18 protein-coding genes and 4 pseudogenes are annotated in these 18369 nt (G+C 58.0%); 13 read left to right on the top strand and 9 right to left on the bottom strand.

Features of this window, described 5'->3' with window-relative positions:
- Positions 1–121: 121 nt before the first annotated feature.
- Complete coding sequence (locus SM753_RS17190) at positions 122–850, bottom strand: SDR family oxidoreductase (protein ID WP_323192564.1); 729 nt, start codon at positions 848–850, stop codon at positions 122–124.
- Between the two features lie 275 nt (positions 851–1125).
- Entirely contained in the window at positions 1126–1470 is a 345-nt protein-coding gene (locus SM753_RS17185; RefSeq protein ID WP_323192563.1) for a DUF393 domain-containing protein, read from the bottom strand.
- A gap of 157 nt (positions 1471–1627) precedes the next feature.
- Between SM753_RS17185 and SM753_RS21425 the strand changes: the two are divergent.
- Positions 1628–1729: pseudogene (locus SM753_RS21425) on the top strand (protoporphyrinogen oxidase); the annotation flags it as partial.
- 647 nt (positions 1730–2376) lie between these two features.
- On the opposite strand, the gene SM753_RS17180 reads toward SM753_RS21425, so the two are convergent.
- Positions 2377–3750: a serine hydrolase domain-containing protein gene (locus SM753_RS17180; protein ID WP_323192562.1), complete on the bottom strand. Its 1374-nt coding sequence runs from the start codon at positions 3748–3750 to the stop codon at positions 2377–2379.
- A gap of 405 nt (positions 3751–4155) precedes the next feature.
- Between SM753_RS17180 and SM753_RS17175 the strand changes: the two are divergent.
- A pseudogene (locus SM753_RS17175) lies at positions 4156–4352 on the top strand (FAD-binding protein); the annotation flags it as partial.
- Complete coding sequence (locus SM753_RS21420; RefSeq protein WP_369335377.1) at positions 4351–4734, top strand: SDR family NAD(P)-dependent oxidoreductase; 384 nt, start codon at positions 4351–4353, stop codon at positions 4732–4734. The pseudogene SM753_RS17175 and the gene SM753_RS21420, both read left to right, overlap by 2 nt.
- A gap of 288 nt (positions 4735–5022) precedes the next feature.
- Here the strand turns inward: SM753_RS21420 and SM753_RS17170 are convergent, their stop codons facing one another.
- The 5 genes from SM753_RS17170 to SM753_RS17150 all read right to left on the bottom strand — a co-directional run bounded on the left by SM753_RS17170 (position 5023) and on the right by SM753_RS17150 (position 10118).
- Positions 5023–5538: a GNAT family N-acetyltransferase gene (locus SM753_RS17170; protein ID WP_323192561.1), complete on the bottom strand. Its 516-nt coding sequence runs from the start codon at positions 5536–5538 to the stop codon at positions 5023–5025.
- A gap of 459 nt (positions 5539–5997) precedes the next feature.
- Complete coding sequence (locus SM753_RS17165) at positions 5998–6417, bottom strand: universal stress protein (RefSeq protein WP_323192560.1); 420 nt, start codon at positions 6415–6417, stop codon at positions 5998–6000.
- An 84-nt stretch (positions 6418–6501) separates the two neighbouring features.
- Entirely contained in the window at positions 6502–7083 is a 582-nt protein-coding gene (locus tag SM753_RS17160) for a VIT1/CCC1 transporter family protein (protein WP_138798992.1), read from the bottom strand.
- A 6-nt stretch (positions 7084–7089) separates the two neighbouring features.
- Positions 7090–7380, bottom strand: coding sequence for a DUF211 domain-containing protein (locus SM753_RS17155; RefSeq protein WP_323192559.1), 291 nt, complete (start codon positions 7378–7380; stop codon positions 7090–7092).
- 152 nt (positions 7381–7532) lie between these two features.
- A complete protein-coding gene (locus SM753_RS17150) occupies positions 7533–10118 on the bottom strand; it encodes a calcium-translocating P-type ATPase, PMCA-type (RefSeq protein ID WP_323192558.1) in 2586 nt (861 codons plus the stop codon).
- 504 nt (positions 10119–10622) lie between these two features.
- On the opposite strand from SM753_RS17150, the gene SM753_RS17145 reads away from it, so the two are divergent.
- Positions 10623–11072, top strand: a complete 450-nt coding sequence (locus tag SM753_RS17145) for a pyridoxamine 5'-phosphate oxidase family protein (protein ID WP_323192557.1) — start codon at positions 10623–10625, stop codon at positions 11070–11072.
- Positions 11073–11145: 73 nt separating this feature from the next.
- Here SM753_RS17145 and SM753_RS21415 read toward each other — a convergent pair whose 3' ends face one another.
- Positions 11146–11265: a universal stress protein gene (locus tag SM753_RS21415; RefSeq protein WP_369335372.1), complete on the bottom strand. Its 120-nt coding sequence runs from the start codon at positions 11263–11265 to the stop codon at positions 11146–11148.
- A 150-nt stretch (positions 11266–11415) separates the two neighbouring features.
- Between SM753_RS21415 and SM753_RS17140 the strand changes: the two genes are divergently transcribed.
- The 9 genes and pseudogenes from SM753_RS17140 (at position 11416) to SM753_RS17100 (ending at position 18348) form a co-directional block, all read left to right on the top strand.
- On the top strand, positions 11416–12183 hold the full coding sequence (locus SM753_RS17140) for an SDR family oxidoreductase (RefSeq protein WP_323192556.1): 768 nt from the start codon (positions 11416–11418) through the stop codon (positions 12181–12183).
- Positions 12184–12418: 235 nt separating this feature from the next.
- On the top strand, positions 12419–13771 hold the full coding sequence (locus SM753_RS17135) for an FAD-dependent oxidoreductase (protein WP_323192555.1): 1353 nt from the start codon (positions 12419–12421) through the stop codon (positions 13769–13771).
- Positions 13768–15015, top strand: coding sequence for a M20/M25/M40 family metallo-hydrolase (locus SM753_RS17130; protein WP_323192554.1), 1248 nt, complete (start codon positions 13768–13770; stop codon positions 15013–15015). Before SM753_RS17135 ends, SM753_RS17130 begins: the two co-directional genes overlap by 4 nt.
- Before the next feature lie 89 nt (positions 15016–15104).
- Complete coding sequence (locus SM753_RS17125) at positions 15105–15329, top strand: DUF2892 domain-containing protein (protein ID WP_135536829.1); 225 nt, start codon at positions 15105–15107, stop codon at positions 15327–15329.
- A 2-nt stretch (positions 15330–15331) separates the two neighbouring features.
- Positions 15332–15925 carry a class I SAM-dependent methyltransferase gene (locus SM753_RS17120; RefSeq protein WP_323192553.1) on the top strand — a complete coding sequence of 198 codons (594 nt, stop codon included), beginning with the start codon at positions 15332–15334 and terminating at the stop codon, positions 15923–15925.
- A 151-nt stretch (positions 15926–16076) separates the two neighbouring features.
- Positions 16077–16355: pseudogene (locus tag SM753_RS17115) on the top strand (NAD(P)/FAD-dependent oxidoreductase); the annotation flags it as partial.
- A gap of 2 nt (positions 16356–16357) precedes the next feature.
- Positions 16358–16755, top strand: a pseudogene (locus SM753_RS17110) (DUF1641 domain-containing protein).
- A 120-nt stretch (positions 16756–16875) separates the two neighbouring features.
- A complete protein-coding gene (locus tag SM753_RS17105; RefSeq protein WP_323192551.1) occupies positions 16876–17214 on the top strand; it encodes a thioredoxin family protein in 339 nt (112 codons plus the stop codon).
- A gap of 15 nt (positions 17215–17229) precedes the next feature.
- Positions 17230–18348, top strand: a complete 1119-nt coding sequence (locus SM753_RS17100; protein ID WP_323192550.1) for an aminotransferase class V-fold PLP-dependent enzyme — start codon at positions 17230–17232, stop codon at positions 18346–18348.
- Positions 18349–18369 lie beyond the last annotated feature (21 nt).

Here is an 18369-nt window from a genome sequence, read left to right as displayed (position 1 = left end):
TCATCCGGATATTTCTCGACTTATTCCTCGTCGGCTAGAGCGTCAGTTCTGCGGGGGAATCGGGGCTTGCCCTCGAAGCCGTTCACAGCGGACCCGGTCCGAATGCTATTTGGGCGCTCCCTTACTGTGCTGTCCACCCACCGTCAACAGGGACGTTCGCTCCCGTTATGTAGGAGGCCTCATCGGAGGCGAGGAACATTGCGAGGCCGGCTATCTCTTCTGGTTGAGCGACCCGCCCCATCGGGGTCTGCCCGTGAACGTACTCGTAGAACTCTTCCTCTCCGAAGGCGGGTTCAGTCATCGGTGTTTCGACGAAGCCCGGACAGATGCTGTTGACTCGCACGTTCTGCTTGGCGTAGTCGACTGCAACCGACCGCGTGAAGTTGACGATACCGCCTTTCGCCGTCGCGTAGGCCGTCGCTGCCGGGCCAGCGACGAGACCATAGATGGACGCGATGTTGATGACGCTTCCTTCGGACTCCTTCAGGTGCGGCAACGCGGCTCGCGTCCCGTGCATGACGCCGTTCAAATTAATGCGCATTACGTCGTGCCAATCATCGTGTGACATATCCTCGAGGGTCCCGACTCGGCCGATCCCCGCATTATTCACCATCGCGTCTAATTTGCCGTACTTCTCAACGGTTGCCTCGACGAGCGCTTTGACCTGTTCGTACTCCGCGACGTCGCACTGGGTGAAGTCACAGCCGAGTTCCTCAGCTGTTTCTTGACCTGTCTCGGCCGAGCGGTTTGCGATAACGACCTGGGCACCATTCTCCCGGTATTTGGCAGCAGTTGCCTTTCCGATCCCTGTGGAACCACCGGTGACGATCGCAACATTGTTCTCAAGCATGGTATCGATCCACAATATTTCGCCTGAGGGCTAAAATTCGGGGGAGGATTCACGAGTGGTACAGTTCATGCGCCCAGTATTCTGTACAGATCCGGCGACGCGATGACGGTCCACATAGTCATGGTCACGACGCTCGCTATCGGATCTCTCGGAAGTTGTGACCCTGGAGAATATGCGGCGCATGCCAGACCCTCCAGATGAGGCCAGTGACGCCAACACCCCCAACTACTCGCCCCCGCTCTACAAGACGATACACGGAACAGTGCGACTCTCGATTACGGTAGCAATCGGCTGATCAATGGACGGTGCCCGGCGACGATTTGGTACACGCACTCGCGGAGAAACCCGTATCCCGGGATACGCCTGAACAGCGGCAACAGTCCAGATGGTGGCAGCCCCGTCCGTTCGTAGGCGCGCTCCATCGCTTCCCCACAGGAGTTGACGCTATCAGCGGTAATGAAGTGAGCACAGCGTTCGAAGTCCTCCGGGAGGCGGCTCCGTAGCTCAGACGTCAGTTCGGAAAACCCGACGACGTCTACGTCTGACCGCCTTTCGATGAACACCGCTGCACGAGTGCACACGCCGCAGTCGTCGTCGTATACGAGCAGCGGGTATTCCATCACCCATAACCTACGTCTTTCGACGGGATTTCTCTGTTGCCGGCGCCATTATCGTTATACTACTCAGTAGACACTTGATCGTCCTCTGTCCCACCATAGTAGTGTTGTGAATGTGACAGACGGCACTGTTTTGCCCTGGCCAGTCGAACTCTCGGACATGGCATCATTCCTGATCGTTTTCGGTACGGGCGAGGGACAGACCGCGAAAGTTGCTGACCGGATCAGCGACGTACTCTCCGATCGGGGACACGACGCTTCGAGACATCGACGCTCGCCTCCATCGGCTTTTTGAGGCTGTAGACGACGCTAACGGGACAGCAGCTACACCGGGTGCAGATCCTCTCGCTACACTGCAGCGTGCACGCTCGCAGATTAACGCAACGCTGTTCGAACACTAGCGCCAAACAGCCGATGGGATACTTTCTGGCGGTGAATCGTGTGTTCTCCAGTGGTGTCCAGCTGGCACTCCGTCGCGGCGACTCGTCCACCCACGCCGAGCCAGTGAGCTACGGTTCCGGCTCGAGTCCTTCGATTCACTCGTTCAATTCTTCGAGTCAGCACCCGACGACAGCTACGCCGAGGAGGGCTGGGAGCAGGTACTCCCAACCTCGATTCGAATGGAAAAACGGATACCCCGGAGGGGAACTCCGAAACGGCAGAAGCACAAGCTGAAGCCCTGATCGCAGATATCGAAGACTGTCGTACAGCGGAATAATCTTCTTGACACGAGGTTGCTTAGAGAATCACTCTGGAGGTCACACTACGCTCTGACTCACACTGGCCATTCTAAATGACGACCCCTACGCAGCCCGTGGATTCAATAGACGGAAAGCCAATTCCACGGTGAAAAACCCCGGTTATCTAACATTTTACACACGACTTTTTAGCGGTTTGAATATTTTTCCACTACCGGACAACTCGTTTCAAACGGCCCCGTCTGAAGTACATGTTCGCCGGGTCAGAATCGAGATCAAATTCGATGTCTCTTTTCGACCCATCATTCGTGACTGTATAGAAGCTGTGTTCCCCCGGATCAAGATGGTGCGGGAATGCTCGGATTCCCTCTTCTTTACTTTGTTCAGGCGTGTGGAGAGAGATTCCGCCGTCCGCAAGGTCAACAATCGTAGTAAATCTATTTTGGAAGGATTCGTAACGTCCAGTCACAGCCTGGCATTTCTCTCGAAGTGCAAATATAGGGACTTTCGTCCGAGAGTACCCGGATAGCAATGCCAGAATAGCTAACCCAATATCCGTCGGGTGGGTTTCTGGCGAAGCATTACATGCAATTGCGAGGCCAACCTCGGCTTCAGTCAGATATCCCGCGAAGGCTGTAGAGCCACTGATTCCACCCCCGTGTCCGACAACCTCATCCCCACCGAGTGACTGACGCATCCAACCATGTCCATACCTACGTTTAGTGCCATCTAGGAACGTCTGTTTGATCGCTTGTTCTGCCTGCATCTGATCTACCAATTCTGGAGTGGTACCCTCGAAAACATCACCTCCTCCACGTATCATCTCCTGCATAAACCGGGCGATATCACGTGTAGATGCGATCAATCCAGTGGATGGAATCAGGAGTTCCTCGAACGGCAGTGGTGCCGGGGTGGCCCCACTTTCTGTTATCTGATAGCCAAGCGCTTTTTCATCGGCGTCACTGAATGTGTCCTCGTTGAACGTGGCCCGCTCCATATTCAGCGGTCGGAAGATCTCCTCATCAACATACGTTGAAAAGGAACGACCGGCAACTTCCTCTATCACTCTCCCGAGGACATTATAGCCCGTATTATTGTAGAAAAATCGCTCTTCGTCGGAGACCCGGTATTCGCTTGCTTGCTCAAGATACCGGACTCTGTCCTCTTCAGTAGCGACCCCAGCAGGCACTCCTTTGGTTGCTTGATTGATGAGAGCGCGGTCGGGACCAGTTGTTGGCATCCCAGATGTATGAGAGAGTAATTCACCAACCGTGATTGCGGGCCCAGACACGTTAGAGAAATGTTCCACATAGTCATTGACCGCGTCGGAGAGCGACAGTTCCCCGTTCTCCACCAATTGGAATACGGCTAGGGCGGTGATGGGCTTTGTCACAGACCCCATCGCGTACAACGTATCTGGGGTGGCGGGTTTTGTGGTTTCTAGGTTTCTCACACCAACCCCGTTTGCGTATTGCTCCGAGTCGGAATCAAATATGGTGATACTGGCTCCAGGTATACTGTGTCGACGCAGCCAATCAGTCAGGAGTGATTCTACCTGCTCGGTTTCAGACGGTTGTAGTGACATTGTGTGTGCGATCTATGTCGTTGAATGAGTGGTTCATCGTTCAGTTTGATTTGCGGCGATCAATCCTGATAGCATGATTAGTTACGTAGCTCGGAAAGCAGTCGGAACTGGTCATCGTTTGGTAGCACTTCCGTGGAGGTCTCTGCGCCGGTAACTTTGATGTGGTGGGCGGAAGCGGTCTGGTGGTAATACGTCATCTTCTGTCCTCCGTCTATTGCTACGATCGCAGTCATCAAAAATGGAGAGTCGCCCAGAACGGAAGTATCCCCACTATAATTCTTTTTGGTTTATAATTTTATATTAATTAGCTTGGTCAATGTGGTGGGCGTTCAGAGCTAATAAATATTCTACTAAACTGCGGTTTCGGAGGGAACTAAGTTCAAATCAGTGGCAGTGAATGATCGAATGAGTGACGTAATCGTGGTCGGCGGTGGCCCAGCAGGACTCAGTGCAGCACTGTTCACCGAAAGAACGGACTCGACACCACTGTCTATGATACCGGGAAATCATGGATGCCCCATACCCACCTCTTCAATTACCTCGGCATCCGGAGCATCAGCAGTGAAGAATTCATGACTCTAGCAAGAGGACAGGTTTCCGATTGAGGCGTGTATACCAGAAATGAAGGACAAAGGATGGGGGCGTATCCTGAATATTTCGTCTATTTCAGCCCGAAATGGGGGATATGTAGGTCCACACTCTGCAGCGTCAAAAGCAGGTCTCATTGGGCTGACCCGCTTCTATGCCCAATCAGCAGTCAAACATGGAATTACGGTGAACGCGATTTCGCCTGGGGCTATTGACACTGATATGCTACGTGACCCCCCGTTCGGGGAGGACGTAACTCCTGTGGGCCGATTCGGCAAACCTGAAGAAGTTGCACACATTGCGATGTTTATTATGAAGTATGCTGGTGGTTGGAGGGAATACCCCCTATCTGGGGTATGCGTGATGAGCTCCCCCTCAAGGCGATCAAGGTGGTAATTTATATTTCCGCTATCCCTCGCGGATACGCCGTCCTTGATTTCGGAAAACGGCTCTACATCCTTTTCTGTGGCCCAGATTGCCCAGAGCGCTTCAACACGTGTTTGGTTTGCCAGTGTCTGGAAGGTAGACACCAACTCTTTCGTAGTGATATCTCTCGCTTCAGGTAAGAAATCTAGTCGAGCCATTTCAGTTCAGCCCGCCATTAGTTGGTTATGAATACCATCTAGTCCCAGCCCATCTTGTGGTCTTTCATTTACTCCCCATTATCACTGTGAGTTCTATCTCCTACCCCATTAGCGGAGTTTTTCGGTAAACGAATACGGTCATTGGTTCGGAAAATGCTTCGACATCCGTCTTGATCTCCAATTCGTATCCACTACTTTCGAATAATTGGCGAGCACGGGGTTGCTTATTCGTAGTATCGAGAGCAATCTCTGAGAATCCCCGTTTTTGAGCACACTGTTCGAGTTCGTTCAGAATCTTTTGGCCGAACCCCTTCCCCTGCACCGATGGATCTACGCGTAGTCGTTTGAGTTCTGCTGTTTGTTCGTCAAATTCTTCCAGCATCTCTGTGAGATGGCCTTCAACCGGTCTTATTCCGCCCATCGCCACGATCTCCCCGTCGTATTCTCCAATGAGAAATGCGCCGTTCTGTAGATATGTACTCTCAATGGCGTTCAAATCTTCTTCGGGCACGCCTTCAACGTACGCCCCGATATCGCGCATCGCGTTCTCGTGTAGGTCGAGGATTCGGGAAACGTCCGAGGGTTCAAAAGTACGGATGGTCAGTTTATTCCCCATCAAGTAGATGAATCGACTCCATATTGATAAGAGCTCTTAGCAGACCAGTGCTATTAGAATACATACACTTTGATCGAGTTGGATTCTAAGAGTACCAAGACGTATAGAGATCTAGTCAAGGTACTAGTCGAAGCTTGATGCCTGTAGCAACACGATACTTGGAGTTCGATGCCACCCGCTACCCCTGCTACAGCGTTATAAATGACTGCCGTGATTGCTCCGCCGATCACACCGTATAGAGCACCGCCAATAATCGCAATGAACAGTTCCGGTAACCCCGGGCGGCCTCCCATGGGTCCGCCGAGGAGGTTACAGGCGGTTCACGAATCGATGCCGAGTACGGCGCCCATCCAGCCATTCGTCGGCGAAAAAACGCAGTATTCGTCTCGTTCGAGTAACTGGGTAAGCGAGCATAAGGCGGGAAAGAGACACAGTTCAGGTAGTCAGTAACGGAGTTATCTACCGAACGACTACTACAGGGACGGGCGACCGACGGAAAACTTTCTGTGCAACATTGCCGACGAACAGTCGATCGGCCACCGATCCGCCGTGGCTCCCGATTACGATCAGGTCGAAGTCGTCGGCTCTGTTCAGAATCGCTCGGACTGGCATCCCGAGGCGAACCTCAGTATCGATCTCGCCATTGTAATCTGCTGCAAGTTCTCGGGCGGAAGAGAATACCGATTCTGCGAGGTCCTCTGCCGCCTGTTCAAGATCATCCTCGAGCGCAAGCCCCGTTGCTTCACCCCACATGGGCGACGGTTCACCCACAACGTGCAAGACAGTGATCTCCGCGTCAGGATGGTTCTCAAGAGCGTATTCAAGTGCTTCGTGGGCCATTTCTGAACCATCCATTGGGACGAGAATTCGTGAGATCATGTGGTACTATAGTAGGAGCGTGAATAAAACAGCAGGTGCCCGTTTGGAAGGGACGATTGGGTAAAGCAGGTGGACTGAGGTTTCTTACCCCGGAAGAAAGAAATTGATGACTGCAACGACCAGTCCGGCGAGTCCCATCCGAGCGGCGGCAACGTACCAGCGCTGTCCCGAAATCGAGCCCATGTACGCCCCAAATACGCCTAACACGCTAATTCCTAAGCCGACCGCGACGAGCGCGGCCTCTTGCATCGTGAGAACGGCCCCCTCGACAACGAACGGGCTTAACGGGATGAGAATCCCGATAAGTGGTCCTGACCCGCTCGCTATGGCGTGCATGAGGCGGGCACCACTCTGTTCCCGTTGAATGCGGGTATCGTCGAGGTCCGTGAGCATCGCTCGTTCGATACGTTTGATTTCAGCTCGGGTTTCGGCACGCTCAATCTCCCAGACGCTCCAGACTGCGGATGTCCCGAGACCGACCGCCGCACCCAGCCCGATCTTGATGACGGTGAGCCCGTCGGGTACTCCCGAAAGGACGGCGCCGACAATGATCCCGATACTCGTGAGCGTGCCGTCGAACCCGTTCGAGATGAAGTAGCGACGTGAGATCGCGAGGACATCCTCTTTCCCGAGGAGACGCCTCAGGAGCTGTCGAATCGACGTCACTGGTAGTCAGGCATCCTGTAACGTGCGCCGATCCGTAACGACATATTCACCACAGGCAACTTGATCCACGGAGTGGACCGACCCACCGAGGTTTTCGATCGTCTCTTCGATCGCCGCGAAATCGATGTCTTTCCCCTCGAATGTGAGCTTGATATTCTGGACCTCCTGGTCCAGTTCGATGAGAGACGACGTCACTCCCTCGACACTCTCTGTTTCCGCGACCTGGTCTGTGAATTCCAGCAGAGGCGGGTCATGTGGTTTCAATACATCGATGACGAGCCGGCGGACTGTAGCCATGTCTCAATAAAGGGGGGTTCACCCTAAAAATCGCGTGTCGGCATCTGCCCGTCGATATACGAACCATGCATCGAGAGATCCTGTGAACTACCCCTGCCTACTCGCCGCCTTCGGCGGCTCCTTGAGGAAGGGTGCTTACCGCTTTCAATCAGCTAATCAGGTGATTCACAGTTGGTCGACGTCAGAGGGAGATACTGTCTAATCGCGGTGACGACGACGAAGTATCCGGGAAGCGCGGCGACAAGTACAGTACCAATAAGTATCCAGTCAGCGAGTTCCAGCGGAACCGTTCCAAAGTACTGATTGAGCGGGGTATACAGGACGGCCAACTGCAGCACCAACGATACCCCGACCGCGAGTGCGAGCCACGGATTTGAGAACGTCGGCGTTTCTCGGAGCCAGCGGATGACGTACAACTTCTCGAACTCGAGGGCGACAAATCCCGTGAACACCATCGTCATCGCGTACGGCGTGATGGCGACCGCCCCATCAAGGGTGGAGAACATCAACCCGAGCATGACTACCGTCGATACTGTACCGGTTCCCCCGACGAGCCCGAGCATTCGGCGATCGACGATACCTCGGTCTTGATCACGCGGCGGTCGCTCCATTATGTCGCCGCTCTGTGGATCTGCACCCAGTGCCAACGCCGGTAATCCGTCGGTGAGCAGATTGATCCATAACAACTGGACAGCTGGTAACACGAGGTAGCCAAAGAGTGACGCGAGAAACACGATTGCGACTTCAGCGATATTCGCACTGAGCAGGTAGGCGACGAACTTCCAGACGTTGTCAAAGATCGCTCGCCCGCGCTCGACAGCTCGCTCGATGGTCGCGTAGTTGTCGTCCAGTAGTACCACGTCGCTCGCGTGTTTGGCCACGTCAGTTCCGCGCACGCCCATCGCGACGCCGATGTCGGCGTTCTTCAACGCCGGTGCGTCGTTGACGCCGTCGCCCGTCATCGCGACGACGTGCCCGTTCGCCTGGAGCGCACGCAGAATGCGCACCTTGTGTTCGGGAGACGTGCGGGCAAACACGTCGACCGCTTCAACACGTTCGCGGAGCGTGCCGTCATCCATCGCTTCGATCTCACGTCCCTCCATCACCTCCCGGCCCATCCCGAGCGACGATGCGATAGCGGCGGCAGTTCGAACGTTGTCACCGGTTACCATTTTCACGTCGATGCCGGCGCGCGCGGTCGCCGTGAGGGCGTCAGCAACTTCCTCTCGCGGCGGATCGATCATACCGACCAGTCCGACGAACACGAGGTCGCTCTCGATATCGGCCGGATCTTCCGCGTATGCGATGGCCAGCACGCGGAGCGCGTCGTCGGCGAACGTCCGAACCTGTTCTCGAACGCAGTCGGCTGCTTCCGCCGTGAGAGCAACCGTTCCGTCCGCCGTCAGCACGCACGAAGATTTCGAGAGAACGACGTCCGGTGCCCCCTTCACATACCCCTGGTTGTCGTGAACAGTCCCCATCCACTTTGTTTCGGAGGAGAAAGGAATCTCATCAGTGCGGGGCTGTTTTTCGCGTAACGCCTCGACATCGAATCCGTGATCTTCAGCCGCCTTGACCAACGCCTTTTCGGTGGGGTCGCCCTCGTCTCGGGTCGCGTCGTTGCAGAGCGCGCCAGCCTGTAACAGCAGCTCTACCCGCTCGTCCAGTAACTCATCCTCGGTCTCGTCGAGAGCGACAACGGTGTCGTTCACCCACACTTTGCTGACGGTCATCCGCCCCTCGGTGAGCGTCCCCGTCTTGTCTGTGCAGATAACGTCGACGGCACCTAGCGCCTCAACGGCCGGTAGTCTTCGGACGAGGGCGCTTTCCTCCGCCATGGTCCGCACCCCGAGGGCGAGCGTCAGCGTCACGACAGCCGGCAGCCCCTCCGGAACGGCGGCAACCGCAAGCGACACCGCGGTAAGACCGGCTTGAATTATTGGCGTATCGCGAAGCAACAACAGTGGAACAACGAGCGCAGCCAGCACCAGCACGCCGAGGCCGAGCCGACGGCCGAGCTGGTCCAATTCCTGTTGGAGGGGTGTTCGCGTCTCCTCGGTGGCTGCCAGTTCCCGGGCAATCGCGCCGACCTCAGTGTCCATTCCGGTTGTGGACAAGACTGCGACACCCCTCCCGCGGGTGACGTTCGTTCCCTTGTACACCATACTGGTGTGCTCCGCAAGCGGTGCATTGGGATCGACCGGTTCCGTGGACTTCGAAACGGGCACACTCTCGCCCGTGAGAGCGGCCTCATCGACCTCTAGATCCGTCTCTTCGAGGAGCCGCCCATCGGCAGGCACGACGTCTCCGCTTTCTAGTTCAACAACGTCACCGGGGACGAGTTCGGTCGCGTCGATCTCTGCCGTCATCCCATCCCGCCGGACGGTCGCCCTCGGAGCAGTCAATTCCCGGAGCGCTTCGAGGCTCTGTTCGGCGCGGTAGTCCTGGACGAAGCCAAAGATCCCGTTGGCGATGACGATGACGATGATGAGGACAGCATCGATGGTATGGCCGGCCCAGACCGAGAGGAAAGCCGCAGCAACCAGCACCCAGATGAGGACGCTGTCGAACTGCGCGGCGAGGATAGATAGTCGAGTGCGCTCGCTCACCTGGACGACCTCGTTCTCGCCGTACTCCACGAGTTGCTGCTTGGCCTCCCCAGTAGCCAATCCATCAGCAGACGTGTCATAGGCTGACAAGACTGAATCGGCCGACTGGCTGTGCGGATCGTCGACCACGATTGGATACTCACTCTCGAGCGTATTATAGAGGACCAATCCCGCAGTCGATTCTCATAACCGAGGAGTCTATTTGAGTTTTCATCACGTGGAGTTCCCTATGGAGCACGTTGAATACGTATACACCAGCGGAATGACCGAAGCTGATATCGATAAGTTACTCCCTGCGGGGTAGCTGCTTCCGCGTTTTCGCTCCCATCCGTCGGAATGAGATCCCGGGAATACCCCTCATTCTTCTCGGAAACTGCATCTTCACCCCGGACAACGAACACCGGGATGTCACTCTGGTGGAGTACCTGCTCGGTAACGCCACCCAAGAGCCCCTTCTCGATTCCAGTCATACCCTGTCCCCAATGACGCTCAAATCCGCGTCCTACTCGTCAGCGTACTTACTTATTTCGACATTCGTTCTCGGCGAATACGCAACGAGTTGTACGTCGAAGATCCGCTGGTCCGTATTATTTCAGGGGGGAACTTATCCCGACGTCTCTCGTAGTATCCACCATGCGTGATACAGAACCGACAGCGATGGACGCCGAAGAGCGCAACGCGTTCCTCGGTACCGGCGGCACCGGCGTCATCTCCTTTCCAAGTTCGGACGACGAATCGCCGCGTTCCGTCCCCGTCTCCTACGGCTACGATAAGTCCGATACGACCTTTTACTTCAGGCTCGCCGTCGGCCCCGATAGTGACAAGGGAGATGTAGCCGGCAGTCACGTTACGTTCGTGGTCTACGGACAACAAGACGAGAACTGGCAGAGCGTCATCGCCAAAGGGCAATTGAAAGAGACCACCGAAGCGTCGGTCGCAACGGATTCGCTCGAAGGACTTCGACGGGTCCATATCCCGCTCGTGGACATCTTCGGTCGCCCCGTGAAGGACGTTCCATTCGAGTTCTATCGACTCGTCCCCGACGAGATGACCTCCAGAAAGGAGTCTAGCACTGCAATGTGACCTACCTGGCCTACTTCGTTCCCCCCAGGAGGGTGTCCTCTTGAATCAATGAATCGTCATTCGTCCAACGAAATCATGTCTTTTGATCGGCTGTTGGCACAACGTGAACGGGGACAGCAGCGTGCGTGACGACGTAGTTCGTGACGCTCCCCAGCAGACGTTGGGGGAGACCACCACGACTGCGAGTCCTCATAACGATAAAACGGATAGAACCCCTCGACGACGGTGAACGGTCACTCTCGACCAAGGAGAACCCCGAAGACAGGATGTTTATGTGAGTACTCGGGAACCGGCCGCCTGAATTTAACCTCCCTCGTCGCCAATTGTACTACGGTGTTCCAACATGGCATTACTCGACGGCCAGACAGCCGTCATAACCGGCGGAAGTTCAGGGATCGGCCGGGGCATCGCCCGTGAGTTCGCTAACCACGGGGCGCACTCCATCATTGTCGCAGACATTCAACAAGAGCCAAAGGAAGGGGGGACCCCTACGCACGAACAGATCGAACAGGAGACAGACACGCGGTCGACGTTCGTAAACTGTGACGTCACGAACAGAACGGACCTCGAAACGGCAGTAGACACCGCCGACGAGTTCGGTGGTATCGACGTAATGGTCAACAACGCCGGGATCTGGCACCCCGATGATTTCCTCGAAGTCACCAAAGAGGACTATGGACAGTTGATGACTGTCAATCTCGAAGGAGCCTACTTCGGCTCCCAGATCGCCGCTCAACGAATGGTCGAACACGACGGGGGAACCATCATCAACATCTCGAGCATCGCTGGCCTCTTCGGAAACGGGAACTGGCCGACCTATTCTGCGTCAAAGGGTGGGTTGACTATGCTCACCTACTCGCTAGCACACAGGCTGGCTGACGATGGGATCAGGGTGAATGCTATCCACCCGGGCAGTATCGAGACGAAAATCGCCGGCGATCAGGATATCAGTCCGGAACAGGTCGAAGCAATGCTCGAGGAGATCCCTCTCGGACGATACGGACAGCCCGAGGAGATCGGCGGGGCCGCAGTATTCCTCGCGAGTGAACTGGCGAGTTACGTGACTGGTGAGTCACTTGTCGTCGACGGGGGCTGGACCAGCTGGCGGTAAAACCGCTCTAACGAGGGAATGAAGAGGCCGTGACTCGCGTTTCATTCTTCATCACCTCAGTTCTCGCTCCAGGTGCTCGCGAACGACCCAGCGGATATCGGCTACGCGGTCACCGCTCTCACGCGTGATGTGTACCTTTCTCTCCGAGCAATATCGCTCTGAGCTACCGGAGAGAATATAGCAATATTGTGAATCCCACAAAATACTTTTGACGCTACCGGATCAACTCCGAGATATGAGCGACACGTTCGTGGTCGTCGGTGGTGACGCCGCGGGGATGAGCGCCGCAAGTAAGGCCAAGCGCGAAGACCCGGAGCTGGACGTCGTCGTCTTCGAGAAGGGCGAGTGGGTGTCCTACGCTGCCTGCGGGATGCCTTACCACGTCAAAGGCGAGGTCGAGGACCTGGAGGCTCTCGTCGCCGTGACGCCCGAGGAGTTCCGCGAGGAGCGCGACATCGACCTCCGAACCGGCCACGAGGTCGTCGGCATCGACCCCGAGGGCGAAACCATCACCGTCGAGGGGGACGGCGAGACGCTCGACCAGCCCTACGACCACCTCCTCGTCGCGACGGGTGCGACCGCCATCGAACCGCCGTTCGACGGGCTCGGCCTCGACGGCGTGTTCACGATCCACGACATGGACGAGGCCGACGCCATTGAGAACTACATCACCGAACACTCGCCGGACTCCGCAGCCATCGTCGGCGGCGGGTACGTCGGCATCGAGATGGCCGAAGCTCTGTCCACGCGCGGCGTCGACGTCCACCTCTACGAGATGCTGCCACACGTCCTCCAACTGTTCGGTGACGCGGTGGCCGAGGTCGTCGAGGACCACCTCCGCGAGCAGGGAGTTGAACTACACCTCGACACCGCCGTGTCAGGCTTCGAGGGTGCCGACCGGGTCGAGCGCGTCACGCTCGACGACGAGTCCCATCCCGCCGACGTCGCCATCATCGGCGTCGGTGTCGAACCGAACACCGACTTGGCGGAGGATGCCGGCATCGAACTGGGCAAGACCGGAGCCATCGCGACCGACGAGTACGGTCGGACGAACTACGAGAACATCTACGCCGCGGGCGACTGCGCGGAGGCACGCCACGTCGTAACCGGCGAGCCGGACCACGTGCCGCTGGCGCTGACCGCCAACCGCGCCGGCCGCGCAATCGGCCAGACTGTCGTCGGCGAGCCGGAGCCGGTCGGCGAGATCGCCGGAACGGCCATCGTCAAGGCGTTCGACCTGGGTGCCGCTCGAACCGGAATCGTCGACGAGCAGCGGGCGCGGGACGCCGGCTTCGACCCGGTCCTGGTCACGATATCGGCACCGACGCGGGCCCACTACTACCCCGGTGGTTCGGAACTTACCGTCACGCTGCTGGCCGACCGGGAGTCCGGCCGGCTGCTGGGCGGGAGCGTCGTCGGCCGGGAAGGCGCAAAGCGTATCGACACGGTCGCCACGGCGCTCACGGCCGGTATGACGGTGACCGAGCTTCGGAACGCCGATCTGGCGTACGCACCGCCGTTCAGTCCCGTCTGGGACCCGATACTCACGGCGGCGAAAGTCCTCGGAGGAGAGGTAGAGAGTGAATGAGCAACTTGACTCCCCCAGAGTACGTGCGAGCCCACCGCGAGGAGTTGGTCACGCTCACCCTCGATCTCCTCGCGATTGATACGTCGAACCCGCCCGGCGACACGCGTGAGATCGTCTCCGAGATCGAGCAATTCCTTGACCCGCTTCCGGTCGACGTCGAGCGTTTTGCAGTCGATCCAGCAAAGCCGAATCTGCTCGTTCGAATCCCGGGCGAGTCTGACCACACACTGCTATACAATGGCCACCTTGATACGGTCCCCTTCGACGCAGATGCCTGGTCCCACGATCCACTTGGCAAGCGCGTCGATGAACACGTCTACGGACGCGGTGCAACCGACATGAAAGGTGCCGTGGCGTCGATGCTGTTCGCAATTCAGGCTTTCGCTGCCACCGACACTGATCCACCAGTCGACCTCCAATTCGCGTTCGTGAGCGACGAGGAAGTGGGTGGTGACGCTGGCTTGCCAGCGTTACTGGACGCTGGAAAGCTCGACGCTGACGCATGCGTGATTGGCGAGCCGACCTGCGAGGAAGGCCGCCACTCCGTCACAATCGCGGACCGGGGCAGCATCTGGTTGACGCTCGAAGCCAGCGGTGAGGGGGCCCACGGCTCCCGGCCGGTACTCGGCGTCAACGCCATCGACCGGCTCTACGACGCCATTGGGACTATGCGCGAACGGTTTGGCACCCAGCGACTCGAGATCAACGCCGACGTGGCACCGATCGTCGAGGAGTCAGTCGAATACTACGCCCCCTCTATGGGTGAGGCCGCCGCTCGAGAACTGTTCTGGTACCCATCGATCAATCTCGGCGTCCTCGAGGGCGGGGACGCGATAAACACCGTCCCGCAGTCTGCGCACGCCGAAATTGACGTACGACTGACCGCAGGTGTCCACACGCCCGATGTGCTCGCGAAGATTCGGGAGTGCGTCGCCGACTGCGAAGGTATCACGATAGCCGACGTCTCCTGGAGCGTCGGTACCGCCGAAGCACCCGCCAGCCCCCTCGTCGAAGCCGTCGCGTCGACCGCGGAGGAGGCCACGGGTGATCGCGTCTTCAGGCGGAGCGCTACGGGTGGTGGTGACGCCAAGAAACTCCGGAATGCGGACATCCCGACCGTCGAGTTCGCGCTAGGAACCGACACCGTCCACGCGCCGGATGAGTACGTTCCGGTAGACGTACTCGTCGACAACGCCGTCGTTTATGCTCAGCTACCAGGACAGTGGCAGTTCCAGTTCGGTTAGTAACGCCTCCAGACTGGCGCTTGTGCCAGACTGCTTGGGCGGTGAGAGGAAGCCGTTGGGAAAGACTTAGGCATTAGTATAGTGTACCTGTGGGTATGAAGAACAATATTGGTGCGGCAGACAGACGAATCCGGATCGGTATCGGGCTGGGTTTGGCTGCTGTCGGAGTGGCCTCACTCGCGGGGCTGCTTGGAGTTGGGACGGTGGTCGGCACAGTGCTGACGCTGCTGGGTCTCGTTCTCGCCGGGACTGGGTTCGTTCGAGTCTGTCTCCTGTACCGCCTGCTGGGAGTGGACACGTCTGGGTCCCGCTAGAGATGGAACGCTTCCAGAATACCGGCCAGCCCGACTGGGACTGGTGGAGCAAACTCTGGCCGACACCCGGCGCGACACTCCGGGAACTCGGCGTCGAGTCCGCCGAGTCGGTCGCCGAAGTCGGCTGTGGAAGCGGCTACTTTGCGCTTCCAGCCGCTCGAATTGTCGACCCTGAGCCCGTTTACGCTATCGACTTGGATGCGTCACTGCTCGATGAACTCGACGACTTAGCCGAACAGCAAGACATCGAGAACGTGGTTCCGATTCTCGGTGACGCCCGGAACCTGACTGGCGTTCTCCCCGACTCAGTCAGCACGCTCGTCGTGGCAAACACGTTCCACGGCGTCGACGACCAGTCGGGGTTGGTCGAGCAAGCGTTCCGGGTGATCGAACCTGGCGGAAGCCTGGTCATCGTCAACTGGCATGATCGCCCGCGTGAAACGACGACTGTCGGGACTGAACCTCGGGGACCCCCGACGGAACTTCGGATGACGCCGAGAGAAACTGAAGATGCCGTACTTCCAGCCGCACCGTTCACGCTCGACCGGCAGGTCGAGTTGCCGCCGTACCACTACGCGCTAATATCCGAGCGGTAAACGCCCTACTCTACGATTTCAATATCACTCCTTGGTCGCCCATCCTCGATCCACAGGTTTTCAGAATATTGCAATTTACACATAATACTATTATTCTTGGGGCGTTTCAACTGCCGCCTGTGAGCTCTCTCTGACTGACATCGAGCCTGACGACACCACCGACATCGGCGTCCCCAATGCGGGCAGTGTCGCCCATTACTAGGCCGGCATCGTCGGACAGCGCCTCGCCAGCGAGATTCGCGGCCGTCCGGCGACGGCGACCTACGACGGGAAGACGCTGTGCTTCATCGAAACGGAAATAGATACGGCGTCGTTGGTCGAGTTCGACTACGAGAATCCCCCGTCGCCCGCGCCGCCTTCGGAGAAACTCCACTGGTCGAAACTGGCGTACAACGAGTCCTACTGGCTGACTGCACGAGGATTGCTCTGACCATGTCTGAACCGCAGAACCCTGAGCCGTTCGAGTTGGAGGCGGCGATTGAACGAAACTCCGAGACAGTCGCCGAGTTCGACAGCACCTCGACGCCTTCAACGGGCTACTGGATGTGCTCTCGCTTGGCGAGAGCGCGCTCGACGACGAAATGGTCACGTCGCTGGTCGGCACCGGTACCGCACTCGGTGAGGTCGCGCAGACGGCGTCCGACGACGACACCCGTGATGGCATCGAGACGCTGCTGGAGAGTATCGGTGAAGCGGAGCGGACATCACCCGAACAGGTCGGGACCGTCGGCCTGCTTCGCGGATTACGTGATCAAGATGTCAAGGACGGGCCGGGCTACCTGCTGGCGCTTGCCGGTGCGATCGGTCGTGAGCATATCGCCGGCGAATAACGCTTGCTAGCGGCCTCCGATTCGCTCTCTCCTCACTTGGGCCGACGGAAAAATGATCGCCTCATTTATATTGTGCAGTGGGCCCAAGACTATTAAACATTCAAAGCGTAGTGTCTGGTAATGACAACACAGACAACAAAGACGGATGGCGTGGTTTCGCTCGGCGATGACGACATTGAAACAGTCGTCGAAGACAGCAGCGTCGCGCTCGTGGAGTTCTACACGGAGTGGTGTGGCACCTGCAAACGAATGAAGCCGGTTCTCGAAGCACTCGCAGAAGACACTGACGCGACGATCCTGACGATCGACATCGAATCGAATCTCGAAACGGCGATCGAATTCGGTGCCCAGAGCACGCCCACGTTCGTCCTATTCGTCGACGGGCAACCGGTGAAACAGCTCCGCGGCGGACAGAACGAACAGACACTCCGCGACCTGATCGCAGAGTATAGTGACTAACTCACCGAGAACGAGATGAACTCGAGAGACCTTCGCGCCGACACGCCCGCCCTGCACGAGGACGTCTACCTGAATTTCGGCGCTCACGGGCCGAGTCCGCAGTACGTCGTCGAGGCGGCCGACGAGTTCGTACGATCACACGAGTTCGAGACGAGCACGCGAAACGACCCCTACGAGGTGGCGTTCGACACCTATGACCGCGTGCGGGAGCGCGTCGCCACCTTTGTTGGTGCGGAAGCCGACGAGATCGCGCTCACGGAGAGCACGACGGCGGGCATCAACGCCATCGCGACCGCGATCGACTGGGAGCCCGGTGACGTCGTCGTTCGAACCGACCTCGAGCATCCAGCAGGAACGCTTCCGTGGCAACGTTTGGAACAGGAGGGCGTCGAAGTTCGTGTCGTCGAGACTGAGGACGGCCGCGTCGATCTCGATGCCTTCGCCGAGGCCGTCGATGACGCACAGGTGGCGTGTTTCAGTGCAGTGACGTGGACCCACGGCACCCAGTTGCCCGTCGCCGACCTCGTTGACATCGCTCACGAGGCTGGCGCGTTCGCGCTCGTCGACGCTGTGCAGGTACCGGGACTGCTCCCGATGGACGTTGGTGAGTGGGATGCGGACGCCGTCGCGGCGGCCGGACACAAGTGGCTGCTGGGGCTGTGGGGCGGCGGCTTCCTCTACGTCGACGGCCAGGCCGTTGACTCCCTCCAGCCCACCACAGTTGGGTACCGAAGCGTCGAAATGCCGACTGCAGATCCCTACGAGTTCGCAGCCGGCGCCCGGCGCTTCGAGGTCGGATCAGCAAACCCGGCTCCACACGTCGCCCTGGCCGAGGCCATGGAGGTGATCGACGAGGTCGGCGTCAAGCGTATCGCCGACCGGAGTCAGGAATTGGCCGGCCAGCTGACCGACGGTATCCCCGAGGAGCGGCTTCTCAGCCCCGAAGATCCCGAGTCGGGACTCGTGACGATCGACGTAGACGACCCCGAAGCGACGGTCGACCGACTCGCGTCAGAGGGAATCGTCGTTCGCGCTCTGCCGAAACCGAACGCCGTCCGCGCGTCGGTCCACGCGGTCAACACCCGTGAGGAGGTTGAACGGCTGCTGGATGCTCTGGAACCGGAGTGGACCTGACGCGACCACCGTTCTCCGCTT

It is taken from the genome of Halostella sp. PRR32 (assembly GCF_034808085.1).
Taxonomy (GTDB): Archaea; Halobacteriota; Halobacteria; order Halobacteriales; family Natronoarchaeaceae; genus Halostella; species Halostella pelagica.
The sequence above is the reverse complement of the archived record's forward strand: the minus strand, read 5'-3'. Positions and strand labels throughout refer to the sequence as shown.

Bases quoted from the DNA above. Each gene is read 5' to 3' on its own strand.
- SM753_RS17140 (WP_323192556.1), top strand. From the start codon at position 11,416: ATGGCATTACTCGACGGCCAGACAGCCGTCATAACCGGCGGAAGTTCA.
- SM753_RS17135 (WP_323192555.1), top strand. From the start codon at position 12,419: ATGAGCGACACGTTCGTGGTCGTCGGTGGTGACGCCGCGGGGATGAGC.
- SM753_RS17105 (WP_323192551.1), top strand. From the start codon at position 16,876: ATGACAACACAGACAACAAAGACGGATGGCGTGGTTTCGCTCGGCGAT.
- SM753_RS17190 (WP_323192564.1), bottom strand. From the start codon at position 850: ATGCTTGAGAACAATGTTGCGATCGTCACCGGTGGTTCCACAGGGATC.
- SM753_RS17100 (WP_323192550.1), top strand. From the start codon at position 17,230: ATGAACTCGAGAGACCTTCGCGCCGACACGCCCGCCCTGCACGAGGAC.
- SM753_RS17185 (WP_323192563.1), bottom strand. From the start codon at position 1,470: ATGGAATACCCGCTGCTCGTATACGACGACGACTGCGGCGTGTGCACT.
- SM753_RS21415 (WP_369335372.1), bottom strand. From the start codon at position 11,265: ATGAGGACTCGCAGTCGTGGTGGTCTCCCCCAACGTCTGCTGGGGAGC.
- SM753_RS17170 (WP_323192561.1), bottom strand. From the start codon at position 5,538: ATGGGGAATAAACTGACCATCCGTACTTTTGAACCCTCGGACGTTTCC.
- SM753_RS17165 (WP_323192560.1), bottom strand. From the start codon at position 6,417: ATGATCTCACGAATTCTCGTCCCAATGGATGGTTCAGAAATGGCCCAC.
- SM753_RS17120 (WP_323192553.1), top strand. From the start codon at position 15,332: ATGGAACGCTTCCAGAATACCGGCCAGCCCGACTGGGACTGGTGGAGC.
- SM753_RS17145 (WP_323192557.1), top strand. From the start codon at position 10,623: ATGCGTGATACAGAACCGACAGCGATGGACGCCGAAGAGCGCAACGCG.
- SM753_RS17155 (WP_323192559.1), bottom strand. From the start codon at position 7,380: ATGGCTACAGTCCGCCGGCTCGTCATCGATGTATTGAAACCACATGAC.
- SM753_RS17130 (WP_323192554.1), top strand. From the start codon at position 13,768: ATGAGCAACTTGACTCCCCCAGAGTACGTGCGAGCCCACCGCGAGGAG.
- SM753_RS17180 (WP_323192562.1), bottom strand. From the start codon at position 3,750: ATGTCACTACAACCGTCTGAAACCGAGCAGGTAGAATCACTCCTGACT.